Origin of the sequence: Nocardia sp. NPDC006982 (assembly GCF_042869435.1) — a bacterium.
Classification (GTDB): Bacteria; Actinomycetota; Actinomycetes; order Mycobacteriales; family Mycobacteriaceae; genus Nocardia.
In genome coordinates, this window is record NZ_JBIAFV010000001.1 from 1186512 (window position 1) to 1207258 (window position 20747).

Below are 20747 nucleotides of genomic sequence, written 5' to 3' on the forward strand. Positions count from 1 at the left end.
TGGCTATTCATGGACACGCGCACGGAATCAGGACGCACTGCGGGTGGGGTACCGGTGCGGAATGTGTCCTATCCGATGCTCGGACGCACATACGCCGTTTACGAGGTGTAGAGCGCTCGCCGTAGACCCGGCGGTACGTTCTACCGCATGACGATCGCCCGGTCGCTGTTACTGTTCGCCCTTGCCGCGGTGGCCGAGATCGGCGGCGCCTGGCTGATCTGGCAGGGCTGGCGGGAACATCGCGGGCTGCTCTGGATCGCGGCGGGCGTACTCGCACTCGGCGCCTACGGCTTCGTCGCCACCTTCCAACCGGACCCGAACTTCGGCCGCATCCTGGCCGCCTACGGTGGCGTGTTCGTGGCCGGCTCTCTCGCCTGGGGCATGATCGTCGACAGATTCCGCCCCGACCGCTGGGACTACCTCGGCGCCACCCTCTGCCTCCTCGGCGTCGCCGTCATCATGTACGCCCCTCGCGACTGAACACCGCTACGTGGAAGACGTTGACGCGGTGCGCTATTCGCCGGGAGTGAAGGCCCAGACGGCGGCGGGGCGGCCGGTGGCCTTGACGCGGCGGCGTTCGGTGGTGCGTTCCAGGCCGGAGATGGCGGCCAGGGTGCGGTTCAGGTTCGCCGGGTCGGGGCGGGCGCCGAGGACGGAGGAGCTGAGTTCCACCGCGCGAGTCGCCGGGAATTCGTCGCCGGTCAGCGCTCTGGTGAACGCCATATCCTTCCAGAGCAGACGGGCCAGCAGGCCGCGAGCGGCATCGACGATGCGATTGTGGTCGAAGGCCAATTCGGGCACCGCGTCGAACGAAACCCATTGTGCGGGCCCCTCATGCGGCCCGACCACCGCCCACATGGCAATGGACAGCGTCGGCCCGCGCGGGTCGCGATTGGGTTCGTCGAAGGTCACCAACTGCCCGACCGCCCCGATCGCCGCTTCCGGTACACCCAACTTGGTATGCACCGCCCGCCGCGCCGCCACGACCAACCGCTCCCCCCGCCCGAGCAGGACCCCCGGCAGCGCCAGCTGCCCGGTGAACGGCTCCACCTCCCGCGGCGCGATACCCACGGCCACCCCGGCATCGTCGGCCCAGAACCGCAATGCCACCACATCAACCGAAACCACGGATTGCTCCACGCCACCCCATCCTGCCGCACCACGGCCGGCTTCGACCGAGTGGCACACCAACGACGTTCTAGGCAGCGGCGACGACCCGGGTCGGGATCCGGTTGCGGCGGTCCGGGCCGTCTGCGGTCAGGACTATCGGGGCACCGAGTCGACGCTCCAGCCACGGCACCGGGTCGGCTGGCATGGCCGTCAGCAGTGGATCGGCCGTGGTCAGCAGGGCGGTGAGGTCGCGTTGGTGGTCGAGGTCTTGCCAGCGGCCTGGTTCGAGGCGGTCGATTACCCCGCGCGCAGTCGCGTATCCCGTTGCGGCGTAGCCGGTTCCGCGTGCGTCCAAGTGGGTGAGAGCGAGGCCGTCGATGCCGCCGGAGACCTCGATGGCGTAGCGGAGCAGGATGGGATCGAGGTGGCCGCGTCGGAAATGGCCCTGGTAGGGGCCGGTGGTGTTGTGCGGTTCGGGGATGGACATGGTGGGGTCTTCGGTGGGAAACGGTCCGGCGCCGTGGCGGGTCAGGTAGGTGCGGGTGACGCCGAGTGTGTAAGCGGAGGAGTCGATTTCGGCGAGCAGGGCGCGTGCGTTGCGCGGCTCGACGGTGGACCAGGTGGTGTGCGGGTGGAAGCCGCGCCATTCGTCGAGGAGAACGCCCTGTGCGCCTTCGAAAATCAGGCGGCCGCGTTGCGCTAGGCGGGCGAGTTCGGTGCCGTCGACGATGCGCACGGCGGCGGCGAATTCCCGGTACATATCGACTAGATCGCGAATCGCTTCGTATCGGTGCGCGCTCGGCGCGATCAGCGGCTCGTAGTGTGCCGCCATCGCCTGTAGCTTGGCGTACAGCACGTCGGGGCGCAGGCAGTCCGAGACGGTCGGCGCATCGTATTCGAGTGCGTAACTTGCTGTTTCGCCGATGCCGCGACCGCAGGAACCGTGCCGCGAGGAACCCCTCGCATCCTCGCGCGCACGGTTGGCGGCGATATGGATCGGGGTCGTGAGCAATGCGCGACCATCGATCCGCAAGAGCGACAGCGGATCCCGCACACCGAGCGCCGCAAGCTGCCGCGATTCACCCGCCAGCGCGATCGGCTCGACCAGCATGTGCCGCGAGAGCAGAGTCGGCACACCGGAAAAGGTTCCGGATCCGAACTGCGCGAAGGTGAGATGGCGGCCGTCGGCGATGACATTGTGCGCGGCCTGCGCACCGCCGTTGAATCGCACGACCGCCGAAATATCCAGCCCCGCTATCGGTGAGCACAGCCAATCGACGGTCGCCCCCTTCCCCGCATCTCCGAAGCCGAGGTCGAGCACGATAATGTGCGACGGAATCACCTTTCACCCCGCAACAGGGCACGAAGACTCGGTCCCGCCTTGACGCCCAACGCCTTTCCGACCGAATCGGCCTCCGCCATCGACCCCACATCGCGCAGATCCGCGAGTCCGGCATGCACGTCGATGCGGTCCTCCGCCAGCCCGATGGCGAGTGCGATGAGCTCACAGACCGCGGCTGGATCGTCGAGCTTCATGAAGTTCTGGCCGAGCAACCCCCGCCAGTGTTCGGCGATCTCGGGATCGTCGAAGTAGCTCGACTGGTTCGGCAGGATGTAGTACACGTGCCAGCGCTGGGCCAGTTCCCGATAGATCGATGCGACCTCGATATCGGTGCGCACGTGATCGCCGATGACGCCGCGGATATGGCGCCCCGCCAGCTTCGCTTTGTTCAGCTCGTCGCCGATGATGAACAGGTAGCCGCGCTTACCGCGCCGCTCCAATGCGTCGGTCGCGACATGGGTGGCCATGAAATACGCGGCCAGTTCATAACTTTCGGACTTCTGCCCGCCACCACCACCCTCCAGCAGGATATTGCGCAACTGCTCGTCCATCCGGTTGTCGGATTCGAACTGCCCTACCTGCAGCGGCACGCGGTCGGTATCGGCGTCGCCGATGGCGCCGAACATGATCTGCGGATCCTGCGCATAGCCCTTGCGCTGCAGCAGCCCGTGCAATTTGCCGAGCTTGTCCTGCATGATCCGCGGCACCCGTCCCATCGATCCGGTGACGTCGAACAGCACCGCGATCGGCAGCGAGTTGCCGTGCTCGGCCGAATCCCGGCATTCACGCACGGTGACGCCGAGCGGTTCGAGCGCGGGATGCGCCCGCCAATCCGAATACGGCTGCCCCTGCATCTCCGCGGTGTATCCGAAGTCGTCCAGACCGCGACCGGCACGGAAGGTCTTGGCCGCGCGGTAGGCGGTGTCGTCCCAATGCCCGTATCCCATGTCATCACTTCCTCTCGTGAGCCTAGTTTTAGTGTATGAGACCAAAACTAAGCTCGTCAAGAGTCCGCCGACCAGGACCAAGATCATCGATCCAGCGGGATCGGCTCAGGCGTCCTGCCACTCGCGCTTGCGCGCCTCACGCGCCAGTGCCCGGTCGCGCTGCTCCTCGAACTTGAGCACATCCTTGCCGAGCTGCTCGAGGAATACGCCGAGCTCCTCACGCGCCTGTTCGCCGCGGGCGCCGAAGTCGTTGCGCTCGAAGACATTCCACTTGCGCAGCACCGGTGTGACGACCTCCTCGAGGTGCTGGCGCAGATCGTAGATGCCGTGTTTGGCCATCAGCACGCTGTTGCGACGCCAGTTCGGCATGCCCGCACCCGGCATCTGGAAGTTGCGGATGATCGCGGAGATCGCTACCAGCGCTTGGTCGGCAGCCAGATCTATGGCAGCACCGCAGAGATTGCGGTAGAAGACCATGTGCAGGTTCTCGTCGGCGGAAATGCGCTGCAGCATCCGGTCGGCGATCGCGTCGTTGCAGACCCGGCCGGTATTGCGATGACTGACTCTGGTCGCCAGTTCCTGGAAAGTCACGTAGGCGACGCCGGGCAGGAATCCGTTGTCGTCCACCCCGGTCGGGTGCTGCACCCCGGCTGTCATGCAGACCATCCGCGCATGTTCCAGCGCTACCGGGTCGACCCCGCGGGTGACGACGAGATAGTCACGCATGACGGTCCCGTGCCGGTTCTCCTCGGCGGTCCACCGCCCCACCCAGGTGCCCCAGGCGCCGTCCTGGGAGAAGGATTCGGCGATCAGTCGGTGATAGGACGGCAGATTGTCCTCGGTCAGCAGATTGGTGACCATCGCGGCTTTGGCCAGTTCACTCAACTGGGACTGCGCTGGTTCCCAATCGATTCCGCCCATCTCGGCGAAATTGCGGCCTTGGTCCCACGGCACATAGTCGTGCGGGTGCCAGTTCTTGGCCATCGATAGGTGACGGTTGAGATTTTGTTCGGCAACGGGTTCGAGTTCGGTCAGCAACTCCAGCTGTGTCAAGGTACGTGTCACGATTGGATTCCTGTCATCGGATCAGGGGTCTCTTCCAGAGTGCCCCCATTGCCGGGCCGCCGAAATCCCCTGCGGAGAATTCGTTTCGCCAGAGACACAACGGCTCACTACTGGTTATCGCGAAGACCGGCCGATACGGTATCGCCACAGCGACAAGTCGCCATCGCCGGTGACCTGACAGTCCCGCCCACCCTGCAGGATGAACATCGGTTTCCCAGCGTGGCGGCAACCGCGACCGGGTCGTATTCCGCAGATCCAACCAATACGACGCGGGCAAGTCGACCAATTGTGCCTGCCGAACGATTGCCTCGATCGGCGGTCTGCGCGGCGGCGCCACCATCGGGCTCCCACATCGGGAGATTGCGCGCTACCCGCACCGCGGGCCCAGTGCATCGGCGAGGTATCACCGGCCATGACGATCAGACTCGCCACCGACGGTTCGGCGGCCGCGACCCGTGGCGCGATCCATCTTGTGCCTGAGCACGAAGATCCGATCCGCATCGACGGCTGGGGCTCGCACGGCCGCGGCAGGCCGACGGTGCCGTCAGCGACGAGGGACTCCTGCACCTGCTGAGCCCGATCCTATTTCCGACGGCCCAGGCATCGGAGGGCGGCGGGACGTGACGCAATCGGCTCAGGAGACCGACACCAAGGCCGCTGCTGCAACCGTCTCGACAATGCAATAGAACCAGTTGGGGTAGAAGGCGACACGGTCATCGAGTGCCGCGGATACGATGCGGCCGAATGCCATTCCGCCGAGTGCGACTCCGATGGTGATCATGATTCCGGTGCGCAGGGCTCCGTTGTGGGTCGTCGCGACCGCCAGCATTGCCGCCATCGCCAGACCGAATCCGCCGTAGACGGCACGGATCTCATAGCGCGCCTCGGGTTGCTCGAGGCGAATCCCGAAGGGGCGGGTCAGTGCTGTGGGCCCCGCGAGGGCATAGACACCCATCGCGAGGAAGAACACGCCGACGACGGTGTTGACGACAGTTGCCAAGGGAACCTCCTGTTCGAGTCGCAAGGCCAGCATGCTCGACCGGAGCGGGCACCCGCTTCCACAAACGTGCGGTCAGTCGCCGTTGTACTGCAGCGAGCGCCAGGCCTCGATCGCCCAATCCAGTTGCGTCCCGGGAACACTGATCGTGACCAGCAGCAATTCACCATTGCGACGACTGGCGATCCCCTGCACGCCGACCTCCGCACCGTCCTCCGAGGGCAACCACCATCCGTCACCGGGACCGCCGCTGACCGGTTCGCCGCGATGACCCGCGGTTGCGTTGGCACCGTATTGCAGCATCGCGGCCGGCGGCGGCCCGGTTTTCGGGTCGCCGACGCGCAGGATGGTGATCTCGATCTGGCGGGTGCCGTCCCAGGCCCACCACCGATCGCCATCCCAGCCGTAGGTGAAATCGCCAGGAATGCGCAGGCTCCACCCCGATACCGGTGTGGTGTGCACCGGGCGGCGGCGGTAGCCGAGCGACACCTGGTCCGCAGCGGCGGCCCGCGCGGACAGATCGGCGGGCGCACCCGGCGCGGTGGCGGCCGAATCCCCGAGCAGCAGCCGTAATTCGTGCCAGGCCGACCACGGCAGTTCCAGCGCCGCGTCGAGCCGGTGCGCCTCGGCGAGCAATGCATCGGCCTGGTGCAGTGCGGGCGTGTCATCGGCATCCGATGGTGGCCGCCAACGCACGTCGTTCCACATGATGCCCATTGCGGTATTGCGAATCGTCGGCGCGGTCCAACCGTCCTCCCACCACGGGAAGAACGCGCGCGCGGCCACCTCGTCGCCGTCGCGGACGGCCTGGAACCAGTCCCGATCGCGCGGCCCCAACCAGCTCGCGGCCAGCCCGTCGTAGTCGAAACGGTCACTGCCGAGCGACAATCCGATCGAAACCCAGGCGCCCTCGGCAGGAACTTCGGTCAGGACCGTATCCGCAAGACTGCGGATCCACATCAGATAATCGCGCTCGACCTCGGCGCGGTCATCGCCCAGTCCGAGCGGATCCTCGGTCCCCTCGTCCCATACGATGTCGAATCGCCGACCCATTTCGTGCAGCACCGCCGCGACGTGCCGGTGATAGCCCGGCCCGGCAGACGCACAACCGGCGCTCACCACGACCTGCCCGTGTGCCGCACGAAGATCGACCGGCTCGGCCGCCGGATGCAGCACTGCCAGCAGGCGATCTCCGGAGACCTCCACCGATTTCCGCAGTGGCGCGGACGTGGCGGTCCAGCCGACCCGCGCTCCGGCCGGGCCGGTCAGCAGCCACTCCCCCACCTGATCGAGGAAGTCCGCAGCGGGCGCGCGGCATACCCCCGCCGCGTGCAACTCGATTCCCATGGATACACATCCTCGTGTCCGCGTTCGGGCGGCGAAAGTCAGGACCCTACACCTAGTCTGCGGAGGTGGGACCGAGCGGTTACTGCTCGACGAGCCGCCGACAGCCGTCCCGCCCGCCGGGCAGGCCCACGGTATCGAGCCAGCGTTCGAGTTGGCCGAGCTGCCACAGATCATCGATCTCCACCAGTACCGCGAGGAACGACAGCTGGGCGGCGGACAGCTCCGATCCGACGCCGATGGTATCCGGAAAGGCTCTGTGCAGGAAGGAAATACAGTCGGCGTGCACGGTGCTCGGATTCGCCGCCCACGCTGCTTCGATCGCGGCGGGCAGCAGCGTCTCGAAATCATCGACCCGGCTGACGAGTTCGCGGATGACATCGTGGCGCAGCCAGCCGTCCTGTCCGGGCAGATGGCGATCGAACCACCGGTCGATGACCTCCGGATGCTCCAGTGCGGCAAGCAGTTCGTCGGTGGCACGCTGTTCGGCGGCGAATGCGGGCGCGAGGGCGGCGCAGGTGCGCACACCGGGATGGGCATCGGCGAGCAGTTGCTCCGGCAGGCCACCGTTGAGGCCGGAAATCCGTGCGGCAGTGGCGCGTTCGACCGGATCCGACATGGTCGGCGCGATCTCGTCCAGCCGCTGCAGCAGCGCGGCCCGCTTCTCGGCATAGGCCGGATGCGCGGTGAGTTCGATCAGCGCCCGCAGCGCGGCCATGCGCACCGTCACATCCGGATCGTCGACGAGGGGCTCGACCGCTGCAATCACGCCGGGAACAACTGCGCGACAAGCGATCTCGTCCCTGGCCCGCATCGCCCCGCGGAATTCGTGGTCATCGATGGCGGCCAGCAAGCCCGGTGGCGTAGGAACATGTTCCACCAGAAGGGCATTCGCTGGATCGGGCCCCAATTCCAGTAGCCCGGCGCGCCTATTCGCCTTGACGCGCTGCAGATCCTCTTCGGTACGGCCGGATGGATAGGCCTCGGCATACAACTGCTCATCGGAGATCCCCGAACAACACCCCTGCGCGAAGACCTCGAGATAGTCCAGCAGCGCGACGCGCAACGGCCGCGGACCCGGATCCCACGGCAGTATGTCCTCGACCTTTCTCTCGGTATGCGGACGCGCCAGCAGTTCGGCCACGATCGCGACGAACGGCGCGGTCGCGGAGTACACACTGCCCTGATGCAGTAGCGCGGCGTCGAGATAGCCGACCGCGTCGACGCAGGACTCGGCATCACCGTCCATCAGGGCCCGCAGGTGCGCCGGAGCATCCGCCGCTGGGCCGTAGGCATGTTCCAGCTCGGCCCACTCGACATCGGCTATCGCCCGCAACACCGGATCCATCGGATTGATCATGCTGCAGCCGAGCACGTCGTTCAACTCGAGCGAAACACTTGCGTTACCCGACGTACCTAGGGCGCCGGTTCCAGATGATCGCCGATCAGCATGGTTCCCGGTCCGCGCCGCGCGCCGGGACCATGCCGCCAGTCCACATTGTCGGCGGTGAGCGGCCCGCCGCAGTCACGGCAGACCACCACACCGGAAGTGGGATGTCCGCAATCGCGATGCACGACCAGTGCGGGCGGCCCCGCAGGTCCGGCGAGCCACTTATCGCCCCACGTGATGAGCATGGTGAGCACCGGATACAGATCGCGCCCCTGCTCGGTGAGCACATATTCGTGGCGCACCGGATTCGTCTGATAGGCCCTGGCTTCGACGATCCCGTACTGCCGCAACGCATCCAGACGCGCGGTCAGGACATTGGAGGCGATGCCGAGATCGCGGCGGATGTCCTCGAACCGGTTCACCCCGACGAACAGGTCGCGCAGGATCAGCGGCGTCCACCGCTCCCCGACCACGTCGAGCGTTCGCGCGATCGAGCACACAATGTCGGACATGGCAGCTTTGGGCACCCGCCCATCCTAGTCCATTGCTTTTTGCAAGTGACTCCGTTACGTTGCGAAACAACCAACTGCGAAGGGGTGATCGAGACATGTCCGATGCTGTGGCGCGGTTTCGCGAGGCGACGGAGGCCGGCGATTTCGATGCGCTGATGACGACCCTCGCACCCGATGCCGCGCTGACCTCTCCAGTCTCGGGCAGGTTGGTCTTCCGCGGTCACCTAGATCTGCGCATCCTGCTGGCCGCGGCGTACGGCAGCCTCGGCCGGCTGCGCTGGACCGAGCACATCGGCGAGGGTGCGCGGCGAGTCCTGCTCGCCGAGGCCGCCGTCGGACCGTTCCGGATGACCGAAGCCATGGTCCTCGAATTGGCCGCCGACGGCCGCATCCGCCGACTGGAACCGCACCTGCGGCCCTGGCTCCCACTGACCCTGCTGGCGGTGAAGCTGGCGCCGCGCCTACTTCGTCATCCGGGCGTCATGCGGCGCGCGCTATCACGTTTCGACCAGCCCCGCACCAGTTAGTTCGAGTCGTCTGGTCACCCCGATATCGTCGAGGAAACGGGGGTCGTGGCTGACGACGACCAGTGCGCCCTCGTAGTTGGCCAGGGCCTGGGTGAGATGGTCGAGGCTGGGCAGGTCGAGGTTATTGGTGGGCTCGTCGAGCAGCAGCAGCTTCGGGGCCGGATCGGCGAGCAGGAGCATGGCCAGGGCCGCACGTAGGCGTTCACCGCCGGACAGGGCCGCAGCCGCGACGTCGGCGTCGGCGCCGCGGAACAGGAAGCGGGCCAGTTGGGCTCGGATCTGTTCGGCGGCGGCATGCGGTGCGGTCGCGGCGACATTCTCGAAGACCGTCCGCTGTTCGTCGAAGATGTCGAGGCGCTGCGGCAGTATGCGCCACGGCACCTGCGGCGGTTCGGCGGCGATGCGGTGCAGCAGTGTGGTTTTGCCCGCGCCGTTGCGACCGGTCAGTGCGATCCGCTCCGGCCCGGAGACCCGCAATGTCACGGTCGGGCCGCATGCCAATTCCACCTCCTCGAGATCGATGACGTCCTGGCCCGGGTAGAGCCGGGTGTCCGGCAGGTCGATCCGGATCTGTCGGTCGTCGCGCAACAGGTCCTCGGCCTGCTGCAGCTGCCCCTTCGCGGTGTCCAGCTTCTCGATGTGGTTATTTCGCAGCTTGCCCGCCGACACCTGCGCTGCGCGTTTGCGTTCGCCCATGACGATCTTCGGCTCACGTTTGTTCTCGAACATCTTCTGCCCGTAGCGGGCTCGGCGATCGAGTTTGATCCGGGTCTCGACCAGTTCGCGTGCCTGTTTGCGAACATCGCTGCGTGCGTCCCGGATTGCCGCGCGCGCCACCTCCTGCTCAGCTTCGACGATCCGCTCGTATTCGCTGAAATTGCCGCCGAACAAACGCAATTCACCCTGACGCAGTTCGGCGATGGTGGACATTCGCTCCAGCAGCTCGCGGTCGTGGCTGACCGTGAGGACGGTGCCGGAGAACTGGGCGACGACCTCGTAGAGGCGTTGACGGGCAACGTGATCCAGGTTGTTGGTCGGCTCGTCGAGCAACAACACGTCCGGATCGCGCAACAGCTCGGCGACCAGGCCGAGCAGCACCGTCTCGCCGCCGGAGAGGGTTTCGAGGCGGCGGTCCAGCTGTTCGGTCGAGTCGGCGAGATAGTGCAGGCCCAGTCGGCCGAGCAGAGCGATGGCGCTCTCCTCGACGTCCCACTGCGCGCCGACGATATCGAAGTCGGACTCGTCGCCGATGCCGGATTCGATGCGGTGCAGTGCCTTTCGCGTCTCGGCGATGCCAAGTACCGCGTCGACGCGCTGACCGTCGCCGAGCCCGAGATCCTGGCGCAGGTAGCCCAGCCGCCCGATAACCGAGATCGAACCGCGCGCTGGTGCCAGCTCACCCGCGATCAGCCGCAGCAGGGTGGACTTGCCCGCGCCGTTGCCGCCGACCAGGCCGAGGTGGCCCGGTCCGAGCACTGCGTCCAGACCGTCGAAGACGGGCGTGCCATCGGGCCAGGAGAAAGTGAGATCGGAAAGAGACAGATTGGTCATGTGGACCCCAGAGGTTGCGGCGGGAATGCGGCGCACAGGATGCGGGCCGCCCGAGTGGCTACCTCATGAGAGCAACGACATGACTCCGATCAACGGGGATAAGACCCATCTAGATTAGACACATCCGCGGATGTTGTGCCACTGATATTCCGATCACATTCTGTGTTCGGAACGCCGCGGCGGCGAAATCGGCACCCGAGCCCTCAACGCCAGCCTCGTCGACGAAGTCGCCCTCGCCCTGGTCCCCGTGCCGTTCGGCGCCGGCATCCGCTTCTTCGGCGACATCATTCCCCTCCTCCCGACAAACCCCCGAATCGTCCAGGGCGACCGAGTAACCCACCTCGACTACCCGGTCCGCCACACTGAACGCCGAACTACCCGCCGGTCCCGATCACCGCCGAGATCTCCGCCGACAGCGGATACGGCCGCTCGACCGGAAGCGCATCAGCAGCCTCGGACAACTGCCCGGCGACCACCAGCTCGTGGATCCGCCGCGCCTGAACGGTTACGTCTCGAATCTCGGTGATCCAGGTATCCACATACGCATCGACGGCCTCCCCACCGAGACCGACTTGCAGCGACCGATGGCCGAGCGGCCGGTGGTGCAGATCGCGTTCCGGATCCCATTGGATCCGAACCGGACTCGTCCGCAATCGCTGCGTCCACGCACAGCGATCCGAATACAGTTCCGGCACATAGTGACTCAGGCAGGCTCGCGCCAGTGCCCATTCGAATCCGCTGCGCGTCATGGTGATCGCGAGCACCCGCTCCTGCCCGGGCTTGCGGGCCCATCCGCACCGATACATCATCCACAGGAACGACGGTTTGATCCATGTCATCCGCTCCCGCTTGAACGGACTCACAAAAGTCCTTGCGGCCAGGGCGGGTTCGGCGATCTGCGGTGAATACGCTTGATAGACAACTACTGTCGAGTCGTCGTACGAAGCCCGAACCTGCCGCGTCGGCGCGGAAACATCCACCCCGCGATCCTCGCAGCTCGAATCCGGGCTGGCAAACCCGGCGAACCCGGCCGAACGGCCTAGACCCGCACCACCGAGGTCAACGGGTAATCGCCTTGGCGCTCCCGGCCATTGAGGAAACTCAACTCCAGCACCACTGCGGCCGCGATGATTTCGGCACCGGCGGCCTGGAACAGATCCGCGGCGGCGGCCAATGTGCCACCCGTGGCCAGCACATCGTCGAGCAGCAGAATGCGCCGCCCCTTCAGCTCGACACCGTCGGCCGGAATCTCGAGCGATGCGGTGCCGTACTCGAGGCTGTACTCACGCGAGATGACCGGCGGCGGCAACTTTCCAGCCTTGCGCACCGCCATGACACCGGTTCCCAGCGTCGCGGCAACGCCGGCCCCGATGATGAATCCGCGCGCGTCTACGCCGGCAACCAGGTCGGCATCGGGCGCGCACGCCGCGAGGCAGTCGATGACGGCCCGGAAACCCTCCGGATCGGCAAAGACCGGCGTGAGATCGGCGAAGCGAATGCCGGGAGAGGGGAAATCGTCGCGCCAGCGGGTCAGGCGTTCGACCAGTTCGGCCGCCTTATCTGTCCGCTCGGCTAGGACGTCGTCCGATTCCACCGCCGCATGCTTGCTCATCGACACCTCTCCATGGTTCCTCACCCACCGACACCTGTCACCGCTTCAACACCCAGCGGTCCATGTTCCAGCCGGTGCCCGCCTGGGTGGGCCCGGCTATGCCGTTCTGCAGACCGTTGCCGAACGCGATGGTGCGGGGTGTGACGAACAACGGAATGCTCGGCATCTCCGCCCACAGCAGGTTCTCGGCCTCGGTGCGCAGATTCAGCGTTGTGGTCGAGTTGTCGTCGCCCGCAAGCTGATCGGTGATCGAATCGTAGCGGCCGTTACCGAACCGACCGAAATTGAGCCCGCTACCAGTGCGCAACGCGCTGGTAGCGGCCACACCCGTCTCGGATCCGGCCGGACCCGGGGCCGATGCGGTGCTGCCGAGGACGGCGTCGACTTTGCCCTCGGTGAGCTGGGACGGCGTGAAATCGGCGGATCCGGCATCCACCACATTGATACCGGCCGGTTTGCATGCGTCGGCGATCATCTGCACGGTCTGCGCGCGCCGATCGTCCGGCTTCACATATCCGATCCGGATGGTCGGCTTGGCCGCACCGGCACTCGCGGCCGCCGCGGTCGCATCACCACCGCGGTACTTGTCGGCCGCGCCGATCACGTTCGGGTAATACAGCGAATCCTGCTGTGTGATACGCGAATTCAGCACCGCGGTGCCGAGTCCGGTCTTCGGCGCATCCTTGGCCTTGCCGAGCTTGTCGAACAGGTCCTGGCGCGGCACACAAAATGCGAAACCGCGCCGCGCGTCGGCCGAGGCGAACACTCCAGAAGTGGCGAGCACCAACTGCTCGGCGCCGCGCCCGGGCACGGTCCGCACCGAAAACCCGTCCAGATTGATGTCTTTCACCGATCCCGCGCCGATATCGATGACCCCGACCGCATTGTCGCCGACCTTCGCCTTCAGGTCGGCGGTCTTCGGATACACCACGATCCGCCCGGTCTCGGGCTTATTGCCCCACCAGCGCTCGTTCGCGACCAGCACCAGACCGTCCTTGGCGGAGTAGGAATCGATCCGATACGGCCCTGACGACGGGAACCGCGAGAGATCCACCTTGTCCGCGCCGATCGTCCACCCGTTGTTCCAGAAGTCGGCGATCCGCTGCAACGCGGCCTGATCACCGGACTGCACGGCCGTCACCACATTCGGCACATTCGCCACCCGAGCGGCAACATGCGCGGGCATCAACTCACCCGCGGTGAACAGGTTGCGCCACGGCAGGTAGTGGTGGTCGGCGCGGAACACGACGGTGGCGTCCTTGGATCCCGGCTGACAGTCCACCCGTTCGATATCGGCGTATCCGGCGGTGCTCGCGGCATCGAAGAGCGGAACCTGGCCGCGGTCACCGGGTTTGGTGTAGCGGCCGCTGCGCGCGGCCCAGGAGAGCACCAGATCGTCACATGACGTCGGTACCCCGTCGGAGTACACCCCGTCCGCATTGAGCCGGTACTGCACCGTCTGCGCCTCGCCCGGCACCTCTTTCGCGGTGCCGACATCGGTGTCCGCGACCTGCTGACCGTCCGGTCCGGTGTAGAAGAACCCGGTCAGCACCCGCGCGAACACCGCATCCGAGCCGGTGCTCGCACCGAGCGCGGTACCGCCGTTGTAGGTGACGATCACCGCGTCGACGGCATAGCCGATGGAGGGCACCTGATTCTGGCTGGAACACCCTGCCATCACCGTGGCTGCCACGGTGCCCGCAGCCACCGCTCCGATCAGACGTGCCCCTCGCGACTGCTTCATATATGCAAACCCCTGCCGTCGGCTGTCAGTGCCTGCGCTTGTTCCGCTTTCCGCTCGGCCGTGCGCCCGGACGCGGAGCCTGTCCGGGTTCCCGCACGGGACGCGCCCCCAGCTCGCGGCCGGTCGCCGCGACAGCGCGCCGCTCCGCCTCGGCTCCGGCACGCGCCGATGCAAGTCCGGCCCGCTTGTTGAGCACCTTCCTGGTGTGCGCCGCGACCGGACCCCAGCGCTCCTTGATCGACACCAGCAGCGGCACCGCGAAGAAGATCGACGAATACGCGCCGACGATCATGCCGACCAGCTGCACCAGCGCCAGATCCTTCAGCGTGCCGACGCCGAGCAGCCACACCGCGATCACCAGCATGCCGACAATCGGCAGGATGCCGATGACCGTGGTGTTGATCGACCGCATCAACGTCTGGTTCGCCGCGAGGTTCGCCTGCTCGGCATAGGTGCGCCGAGTCGTATTGACCACACCGCGGGTGTTCTCCTCGACCTTGTCGAAGACGACGACATTGTCGTAGAGCACGTAGCCGAGGATGGTCAACAGACCGATCACCGCGGCGGGTGTCACCTCGAAGCCGACCAGCGAGTAGATGCCCGCCGTGACGATCATGTTGAAGAACAGCGAGGCGATCGCCGCGATCGACATATCCCGTTCGAAGCGGATCGCGATATAGACCATGGTGAGCGCGATGAACACGACCAGCGCGATCAAGGCCTTCTTGGTGATCTGGCTACCCCAGGTCTCGCTGATCTCGGCGATGCTGATCGCATTGCGCGAAACGTTGCCGTCCTTGTCCTTCGGCTGGAAGGCGCTGAACAGTGCGGTCTGCAGCGCGTCGGTCTGGGTGGCGCTCAACGTGTCCGAGCGGACCTGGATGGTCTCCGCCGAGCCGGATCCCACCTTCTGCACCGTGACCGGTGCGTGGCCGATGGTCTGGGAGTAGATGTCCTCGACCTTCTGCGTGGTGGCCGTGCCCGCCGCAGGCAACTGGATACGCGAACCGCCCGCGAAATCGATGCCGAGGGTGAATCCGCGAATTCCGATGCTCAGCAACGAGATCAGCACGAACGCCGCGGTCAGCGCGTAGTAGAAACGCCGCCGACTGACGATCTTGAATCCACCGGTACCGGTATAGAGGCGCTCGAAGATGCTGTGCTTGGGCGCCTCGAAATCGTTCACCTCGTCGGCGAACGGCTCCAGGGTCGAGTTGGTCATCGTGCCGTCTCCTTCACCAGCGCATCGCCGGCCCTACGCTCCCTGGCCACTTCCTGAATCGCACCGAGCCCGTTGACCGACGGCTTCGCCCAGAACGACGAGCGCGAGGCAAGCATCATCAGCGGCGCGGTCACCAGGTACAGCACGATCACATCGAGGACGGTAGTGATACCGAGGGTGAACGCGAAGCCCTTCACCTGACCCGCGGCCAGGATGTAGAGCACCACCGAGGCGATAAGGCTGACGGTCTTACCGGAGAGGTTGGTGCGCTGGGCCCGCTGCCAACCGCGCGGCACCGCCGAACGGAAGCTGCGACCCTCGCGCATTTCATCCTTGATGCGTTCGAAGAACACTACGAAGGAGTCGGCGGTCAGACCGATACCGATGATCAGACCGGCGATACCGGCCAGGTCCAGCGTGAATCCGATCCACCGGCCGAGCAGCACGATGATGCCGTACACCGCCACACCCGAGGCGATCAGCGAGAATCCGGCGAGGAAGCCGAGCATCCGGTAGTAGAGCAGGCAGTACAGCAGCACCACCGCGAGACCGATCGCACCCGCGAGCAGACCCGCGCGCAGCGAGGACAGACCCAGCGTCGCCGAAACCGTCTCGGCCTCGGAGGTCTGGAACGACAGCGGCAACGAACCGTACTTCAGGGTGTTCGCGAGCTCCTTGGCGCTGGCCGCGGTGAAGCTACCGGAGATGGTGGTACGACCGCCCTGCTGCGGACCCGACTGCACGACCGGCGCGCTGACCACCTTCGAGTCGAGTACGAACGCGACACGCTTGTTGATGTATTCACCGGTCAGCGAGGCCCACGCATCGCTACCACCGGATTTGAATTCGAGGTTCACCTCGTGGCGCGCCTGCTGCTGGTTGAGTCCGGAGGTGGCGTCCTTGATCTCCTGGCCGTCGATGCGGCTCTTGTCCAGCAGCAAGATTTCCTTGCCGTCGGTGGAGCAGGCGACCAGCGGCAGATTCGGATCGTCGTTACCGGCCAGGGGGTCGGACTTGGTGCAATCCATCGCGGCCATCGCGGCCTGCTGCACCGTGGGGTCGGTGCTCTGCCTGGTCGCCTTGGCGTCCGCGATCTCCTTCTTCGCCTGCTCCTGCGGCGTCAGGCCGCCAGGCGGGGCCGGCGGCGAAGTCGGGGCCTGCGCGGGAAAGACGCGCGGCTGCGGGGTCGACTCCGCCGCGGGCGCGGACTCTGTGGTCGGCGCCGCCTCGGTGGTGGGCGTGGGCTGGGTCGGCACGGTGCCATCGGGGTTGAGCTGAGTGGTATCCGGCGCAGTGCCCGGCGTCGCCGTCCCCGCCGTCCCCGCGGTACCCGTCTGTGGCGTGGCCTTGCCGCCGACCGCGGGCACCGCCGACAGCACCGGACGGATGTAGAGCTTGGCAGTCGTCGCCAGCGCCTTGGCCTGGCCACCATCGTCACCCGGAACCGTGATCACCAGGTTGTCGCCGTCGATGACGACCTCGGAGCCCGAAACACCGAGACCGTTGACGCGGTTCTCGATAATCGTCTGCGCCCGGCGCAGGCTGTCCTGGTTGGGCTTGCTGCCGTCGGGGGTGCGCGCGGTCAATGTGACGCGAGTACCACCCTGCAGGTCGATGCCGAGCTTGGCGGTCGGGGAATGGTCACCGGTGAAGAACACCAGCGCATAGATCACGGCCAGCAGCACGGCGTAAACGCCGAGCAACCGGAGCGGATGCGCCGATCCCTGGGAAGGTGGCACAGTTCGTCATCTCCTAGGCGGAAGTCGAGGGTGGAACAGGCGGGCACGCACGGCCGGGCACCCGGACGGATGTCCCGCGGCGATCTGCAGCACGCGGGCTGGCCCCTTTCGAGCGACCTGCAAGCAATCGCTACGGGAGCCGGTAAACCGATCAGTCCTTGGTCAGCCGGGTCTCGGTCTGCTCCGCGGACTCCTCGATGAGACCGGCCTCGGCCTCATCGGCCACGGTCTCATCCGTGGTCTCGTCCTCGGTGCGCACATCGCGGATGGCCTGACGCAACCACGTGGTGACGACGTCCTCGGCGATCTCGAGATCGACCGTGGTGTCGTCGAGATCGACCACGGTTCCGTACAGACCCGACGTGGTGGTGACCTGATCGCCGACCTTCAGGCTTTCCTGCATGGACGTGACCTTCTCGGCCTCGCGCTTCTGACGGCGCACACCGAGGAACATGGGCACGAGCAGGGCTACCAGCAGGAGCGGAAACAGAAGTTCCATCGTCGAAGTCAGTCCCTAGTCTGTGGGTGGGAATGGGCTATTACCCCAACAGTCTGCCAGCTCATGTCCTCACCACCACACCGGCACACCCTTGACGACCCGGAATCTGGATCTCGAGCCGTCCGGGACGGCACGCGCCCCGCGACCGAGCGACAGTCGCGGGGCTGCGCAACGGAGCGCTCTAGGCGATCTTGCCGTAGGTGTAGTCGTCGAGCGGGAAGCTGACCGCCTCGCGGTGGGCATTGACGGTGCTGGTCGGACGCAGTAGCGCGGCCTCGCCGTGCTGGTTGAAGTAGTAGCTGCGGGCGGTCGCGCAGTCACCGCCGTAGAACACCGAGGAACCCAACTTCTCGGTGACGCGGTCCAGGAACCGGGTGTTGGCCTGCTCGGTCACCTCGAAGGTGGTCTCGCCGCGCCGGAACATCTCACCGAGCAACCGGCCCATGTGCTTCATCTGGGCCTCGATGGTGGTGAAGTAGGACAAGCCGCTGTAGGAGTAGGGGCTGTTGAGGCTGAGGAAGTTCGGGAACTTCGGCACGGTGATGCCCTCGTAGGCCTGGAAACGGTTGTCGCGCCAGAACTTTCCGAGGTCGACGCCGTCGCGGCCGATGATCTCGATGGCCGGGAAATTCACGTCCCACAGGTTGAAGCCGGTGGCCAGGATCAGGGTGTCGATCTCGGTCTTGTGCCCGTCGGCGGTGACGATGCCATCGGCCTCGATGTGATCGATCGAATTGGTCTCCAACCGCACATTGGGCTGGTTGAACGTCTTGAAGTACTGGTTGGAGAAAGTGGGGCGCTTGCAGCCGAAGTCGTAGTGCGGGGTGAGCTGCTTGCGAATCTCCTTGTCGCGCACCTGGGCACGCAGATGCGCCTTGGCGAGTACGCCCGCGGCCATATTCAGCGGCTTGGCCTGCTTGAAGTGCAGGACACCGACCACCATGAGCGCCTCGAGCATGCTGGTGTTGACCAGGCGCGCGGCCTTCTGAGTGGCGGGCACGCGCGCGAACAGCTTCTGCACCGGCGCGGGAATCGCGGTGTCGATCTTCGGCACGACCCAGATCGGGGTGCGCTGGAACACGGTGAGTTCCTCGGTCTTCTTCGCGGCCTCGGGAATCAGCTGCACGGCGGTGGCGCCGGTGCCGATAATGGCGGCCTTGCGACCCGAGAGGTCGAAATCGTCCTCCCACGCGGTGGTGTGGATGATCTTGCCCGCGAAGGAATCGATGCCGGGAAACGGCGGCGTGTAGGGCTGGGACAGGAAGCCGGTGGCGGTGAGAAGGTAACGGCCGGTGACGGTTTCACCGCCCGCGATGGACACGACCCAGTGCTGGTGCTCCTCGTCCCAGCGGGCGCCGTCCACCACGGTGCCGAAACGCATCCGGCGGCGCAGGCCGTACTTGTCGGCGACGTGGGCGGCGTACTTCTTGAGCTCCCTGCCCGGCGCGAACAGGCGCGTCCAATACGGGTTGGGCTCGAAGGAATACGAGTAGGTCACCGAGGCGATATCGACCGCGAGACCCGGGTAGTGATTGACATGCCAGGTGCCGCCGAGGTCGTCCTCCCGCTCCAGAATGACGAAATTGCTCAGACCCAGACGGTCGAGCTCGATACCCGCTCCCATGCCGCCGAATCCCGCACCGATCACGACCGCGTCGTATTGAGGCGCCACGTCGAACCTCCTGCTTAAACATTCCATCGGGAATGTAGGAACCATTCCTCGCGGAATGACACATCATTCCGTTTGTGAACACCGTATCATCGGACAGGTGACGAAGCCATCCACGCGTGCGCCCCGCCCAGCGGCCGGAAATGCGATCCAGCGACGCAAGGCCGAACTGCGGCAGGAGATCATCGACACCGCCTTCGTCTGCTTCGCCGAGAAGGGCTATCACGCCACCGGCATCGCCGATATCGCCAATGAATTGGGCATCGGCCATGGCACCTTCTACCGGTACTTCAGCAATAAGCGCGAGATCATCGACGTGGTCATCGACGATCTGGCCGCCCGGATCATCGAGGCGCTCGGCACCGACAACGCACCTGACGCCGCCACCTCCCTTGACGAATATCGCGCCCAGATCGACCGCATCGGCGCCGCGCTCACCCGGATCCTCGTGGACGACCGCCGCGTCGCCCAACTGCTGCTGTTCCATGCCACCGGCATCGATGACGAACTCACCGCCCGGCTCTACGGTCTGCTCGATATGGCTGACGCGCTCACCGCGGGCTACCTGTCGCACGGTGTCGAACTCGGTTATCTGCGTGCGGATCTCGACACCAAGTACACCGCAAAGGCGGTGACCGGCATGCTGCTCGCAGGCATCGTGCACGGGCTGCGCAATCCGGACGAGGCCGCGGTGCAGGAGTTGAACGAGGCGATCCGGCGGCTGCTGATCGACGGCGTGCGCAAGGACTGAATCGGCAAATCTCCAGCGGCTCGGTGAGCCGATTCCGGTTAGGGTGGACCCGGATCGACCGGCCAACGGGGGCAATACGTGTTCGGCAGAGACCGTCTAGTTCGAAAAAACCGCATTCGACGCGAGCAGGGCAGCGACCCTGGAACAATGTCGCGAGTGACCCCCGACGACGTGAGCCGAATCCACTTCGCCATGCCACCTTTGGGGCACCGCGGCTACCACGCCGATGAGGTCGACGCGTTCCTGGAGCTGGTCTCGGCGACATTGGCCGGTCAGGGTGTGCTGACCGCTGACGATATCCGGCACGTCGCCTTCGACGCCCCCCGCTTCGGTGGCCGCGGCTATCAGGCCGATCAGGTCGACGAATTCCTGGACCGGGTCCGCGTGGAACTGGAATTCCGCCAGCGCGGCTCCCGCCCTGTCCCCGTCGGCGGCAATGGTTCCGGGCCCGCCGCATTGCTCACTCCCGACGATGTGCACCGCATGCGGTTCACCCAGGCCGCTGTCGGCCGCCGCGGCTACGACACCGAAGAAGTCGATGCCTTCCTCGACCTGGTCGCGGCCACCCTCGCCCACGGCGGTCCCGGCAGCCTGACCGTCACCGACGTCCGCGCCGTCCGCTTCACCGAGGCCCGCCTCGGCACGCGCGGCTACAGCCGTGACGAGGTCGATGCCTTCCTGGATCTGGTCGTCACTGCCCTCGAACACAACCACCGCTAGACCACG

Annotated in this window: 21 protein-coding genes; 5 read left to right on the forward strand and 16 right to left on the reverse strand. The window is 66.0% G+C overall.

Translation table 11 applies throughout. The features are described from left to right. The first annotated feature begins 147 nt into the window (after nucleotides 1–147). On the forward strand, nucleotides 148–480 hold the full coding sequence (locus ACFYOW_RS05235) for a YnfA family protein (RefSeq protein ID WP_387284675.1): 333 nt from the start codon (nucleotides 148–150) through the stop codon (nucleotides 478–480). A gap of 33 nt (nucleotides 481–513) precedes the next feature. Here ACFYOW_RS05235 and ACFYOW_RS05240 read toward each other — a convergent pair whose 3' ends face one another. The 4 genes from ACFYOW_RS05240 to ACFYOW_RS05255 all read right to left on the reverse strand — a co-directional run bounded on the left by ACFYOW_RS05240 (nucleotide 514) and on the right by ACFYOW_RS05255 (nucleotide 4464). After that, nucleotides 514–1140 (reverse strand): NUDIX hydrolase, encoded by a 627-nt coding sequence (locus ACFYOW_RS05240; protein WP_387284677.1) that lies wholly within the window; start codon nucleotides 1138–1140, stop codon nucleotides 514–516. Between the two features lie 58 nt (nucleotides 1141–1198). Continuing rightward, nucleotides 1199–2452, reverse strand: coding sequence for an adenylosuccinate synthetase (locus ACFYOW_RS05245; protein WP_387284679.1), 1254 nt, complete (start codon nucleotides 2450–2452; stop codon nucleotides 1199–1201). Next, nucleotides 2449–3399 (reverse strand): hypothetical protein, encoded by a 951-nt coding sequence (locus ACFYOW_RS05250; RefSeq protein WP_387284681.1) that lies wholly within the window; start codon nucleotides 3397–3399, stop codon nucleotides 2449–2451. The genes ACFYOW_RS05245 and ACFYOW_RS05250 overlap by 4 nt, the downstream gene beginning before the upstream one ends. Nucleotides 3400–3504: 105 nt before the next feature. Beyond that, entirely contained in the window at nucleotides 3505–4464 is a 960-nt protein-coding gene (locus ACFYOW_RS05255; RefSeq protein ID WP_387284683.1) for an acyl-ACP desaturase, read from the reverse strand. Between the two features lie 412 nt (nucleotides 4465–4876). On the opposite strand from ACFYOW_RS05255, the gene ACFYOW_RS05260 reads away from it, so the two are divergent. Beyond that, on the forward strand, nucleotides 4877–5038 hold the full coding sequence (locus ACFYOW_RS05260; protein WP_387284685.1) for a hypothetical protein: 162 nt from the start codon (nucleotides 4877–4879) through the stop codon (nucleotides 5036–5038). A gap of 60 nt (nucleotides 5039–5098) precedes the next feature. Here the strand turns inward: ACFYOW_RS05260 and ACFYOW_RS05265 are convergent, their stop codons facing one another. The 4 genes from ACFYOW_RS05265 to ACFYOW_RS05280 all read right to left on the reverse strand — a co-directional run bounded on the left by ACFYOW_RS05265 (nucleotide 5099) and on the right by ACFYOW_RS05280 (nucleotide 8722). Next, nucleotides 5099–5464 carry a DUF4345 domain-containing protein gene (locus ACFYOW_RS05265; protein WP_387284686.1) on the reverse strand — a complete coding sequence of 122 codons (366 nt, stop codon included), beginning with the start codon at nucleotides 5462–5464 and terminating at the stop codon, nucleotides 5099–5101. Nucleotides 5465–5536: 72 nt separating this feature from the next. Further along, entirely contained in the window at nucleotides 5537–6808 is a 1272-nt protein-coding gene (locus tag ACFYOW_RS05270; protein WP_387284688.1) for a hypothetical protein, read from the reverse strand. 79 nt (nucleotides 6809–6887) lie between these two features. Then, nucleotides 6888–8165, reverse strand: a complete 1278-nt coding sequence (locus tag ACFYOW_RS05275) for a hypothetical protein (RefSeq protein ID WP_387284690.1) — start codon at nucleotides 8163–8165, stop codon at nucleotides 6888–6890. A 56-nt stretch (nucleotides 8166–8221) separates the two neighbouring features. Next, entirely contained in the window at nucleotides 8222–8722 is a 501-nt protein-coding gene (locus ACFYOW_RS05280) for a helix-turn-helix domain-containing protein (RefSeq protein ID WP_364474884.1), read from the reverse strand. 80 nt (nucleotides 8723–8802) lie between these two features. On the opposite strand from ACFYOW_RS05280, the gene ACFYOW_RS05285 reads away from it, so the two are divergent. Then, nucleotides 8803–9234 (forward strand): nuclear transport factor 2 family protein, encoded by a 432-nt coding sequence (locus ACFYOW_RS05285; protein WP_387284692.1) that lies wholly within the window; start codon nucleotides 8803–8805, stop codon nucleotides 9232–9234. Here ACFYOW_RS05285 and ACFYOW_RS05290 read toward each other — a convergent pair. The 8 genes from ACFYOW_RS05290 to ACFYOW_RS05325 form a co-directional block, all read right to left on the reverse strand. Then, complete coding sequence (locus ACFYOW_RS05290) at nucleotides 9205–10785, reverse strand: ABC-F family ATP-binding cassette domain-containing protein (protein WP_387284694.1); 1581 nt, start codon at nucleotides 10783–10785, stop codon at nucleotides 9205–9207. The genes ACFYOW_RS05285 and ACFYOW_RS05290 overlap by 30 nt on opposite strands. A gap of 374 nt (nucleotides 10786–11159) precedes the next feature. Next, a complete protein-coding gene (locus ACFYOW_RS05295) occupies nucleotides 11160–11765 on the reverse strand; it encodes a DUF4291 domain-containing protein (protein WP_387284696.1) in 606 nt (201 codons plus the stop codon). Nucleotides 11766–11824: 59 nt separating this feature from the next. Beyond that, on the reverse strand, nucleotides 11825–12397 hold the full coding sequence (locus ACFYOW_RS05300; protein WP_387284697.1) for an adenine phosphoribosyltransferase: 573 nt from the start codon (nucleotides 12395–12397) through the stop codon (nucleotides 11825–11827). A 37-nt stretch (nucleotides 12398–12434) separates the two neighbouring features. Continuing rightward, nucleotides 12435–14141 carry an ABC transporter substrate-binding protein gene (locus tag ACFYOW_RS05305; RefSeq protein ID WP_387284698.1) on the reverse strand — a complete coding sequence of 569 codons (1707 nt, stop codon included), beginning with the start codon at nucleotides 14139–14141 and terminating at the stop codon, nucleotides 12435–12437. Nucleotides 14142–14166: 25 nt separating this feature from the next. Beyond that, nucleotides 14167–15363, reverse strand: coding sequence for a protein translocase subunit SecF (gene secF, locus ACFYOW_RS05310; RefSeq protein WP_387284700.1), 1197 nt, complete (start codon nucleotides 15361–15363; stop codon nucleotides 14167–14169). Continuing rightward, entirely contained in the window at nucleotides 15360–17102 is a 1743-nt protein-coding gene (secD, locus tag ACFYOW_RS05315; protein ID WP_387284702.1) for a protein translocase subunit SecD, read from the reverse strand. The genes secF and secD overlap by 4 nt, the downstream gene beginning before the upstream one ends. A 151-nt stretch (nucleotides 17103–17253) precedes the next feature. Continuing rightward, nucleotides 17254–17601, reverse strand: coding sequence for a preprotein translocase subunit YajC (yajC, locus tag ACFYOW_RS05320; protein WP_387284704.1), 348 nt, complete (start codon nucleotides 17599–17601; stop codon nucleotides 17254–17256). A 181-nt stretch (nucleotides 17602–17782) separates the two neighbouring features. Next, nucleotides 17783–19273 (reverse strand): flavin-containing monooxygenase, encoded by a 1491-nt coding sequence (locus ACFYOW_RS05325; protein WP_387284705.1) that lies wholly within the window; start codon nucleotides 19271–19273, stop codon nucleotides 17783–17785. Nucleotides 19274–19370: 97 nt separating this feature from the next. On the opposite strand from ACFYOW_RS05325, the gene ACFYOW_RS05330 reads away from it, so the two are divergent. Both ACFYOW_RS05330 and ACFYOW_RS05335 read left to right on the forward strand, forming a co-directional pair. Beyond that, a complete protein-coding gene (locus ACFYOW_RS05330) occupies nucleotides 19371–20021 on the forward strand; it encodes a TetR/AcrR family transcriptional regulator (RefSeq protein WP_245721073.1) in 651 nt (216 codons plus the stop codon). A 147-nt stretch (nucleotides 20022–20168) separates the two neighbouring features. Further along, a complete protein-coding gene (locus tag ACFYOW_RS05335) occupies nucleotides 20169–20741 on the forward strand; it encodes a DivIVA domain-containing protein (protein WP_387284707.1) in 573 nt (190 codons plus the stop codon). The last annotated feature ends 6 nt before the right edge of the window (nucleotides 20742–20747 follow it).

Bases quoted from the DNA above. Each gene is read 5' to 3' on its own strand.
- ACFYOW_RS05235 (WP_387284675.1), top strand. From the start codon at position 148: ATGACGATCGCCCGGTCGCTGTTACTGTTCGCCCTTGCCGCGGTGGCC.
- ACFYOW_RS05250 (WP_387284681.1), bottom strand. From the start codon at position 3,399: ATGGGATACGGGCATTGGGACGACACCGCCTACCGCGCGGCCAAGACC.
- ACFYOW_RS05260 (WP_387284685.1), top strand. From the start codon at position 4,877: ATGACGATCAGACTCGCCACCGACGGTTCGGCGGCCGCGACCCGTGGC.
- ACFYOW_RS05270 (WP_387284688.1), bottom strand. From the start codon at position 6,808: ATGGGAATCGAGTTGCACGCGGCGGGGGTATGCCGCGCGCCCGCTGCG.
- ACFYOW_RS05275 (WP_387284690.1), bottom strand. From the start codon at position 8,165: ATGATCAATCCGATGGATCCGGTGTTGCGGGCGATAGCCGATGTCGAG.
- ACFYOW_RS05285 (WP_387284692.1), top strand. From the start codon at position 8,803: ATGTCCGATGCTGTGGCGCGGTTTCGCGAGGCGACGGAGGCCGGCGAT.
- ACFYOW_RS05290 (WP_387284694.1), bottom strand. From the start codon at position 10,785: ATGACCAATCTGTCTCTTTCCGATCTCACTTTCTCCTGGCCCGATGGC.
- ACFYOW_RS05300 (WP_387284697.1), bottom strand. From the start codon at position 12,397: ATGAGCAAGCATGCGGCGGTGGAATCGGACGACGTCCTAGCCGAGCGG.
- ACFYOW_RS05305 (WP_387284698.1), bottom strand. From the start codon at position 14,141: ATGAAGCAGTCGCGAGGGGCACGTCTGATCGGAGCGGTGGCTGCGGGC.
- secF (WP_387284700.1), bottom strand. From the start codon at position 15,363: ATGACCAACTCGACCCTGGAGCCGTTCGCCGACGAGGTGAACGATTTC.
- yajC (WP_387284704.1), bottom strand. From the start codon at position 17,601: ATGGAACTTCTGTTTCCGCTCCTGCTGGTAGCCCTGCTCGTGCCCATG.
- ACFYOW_RS05335 (WP_387284707.1), top strand. From the start codon at position 20,169: ATGTCGCGAGTGACCCCCGACGACGTGAGCCGAATCCACTTCGCCATG.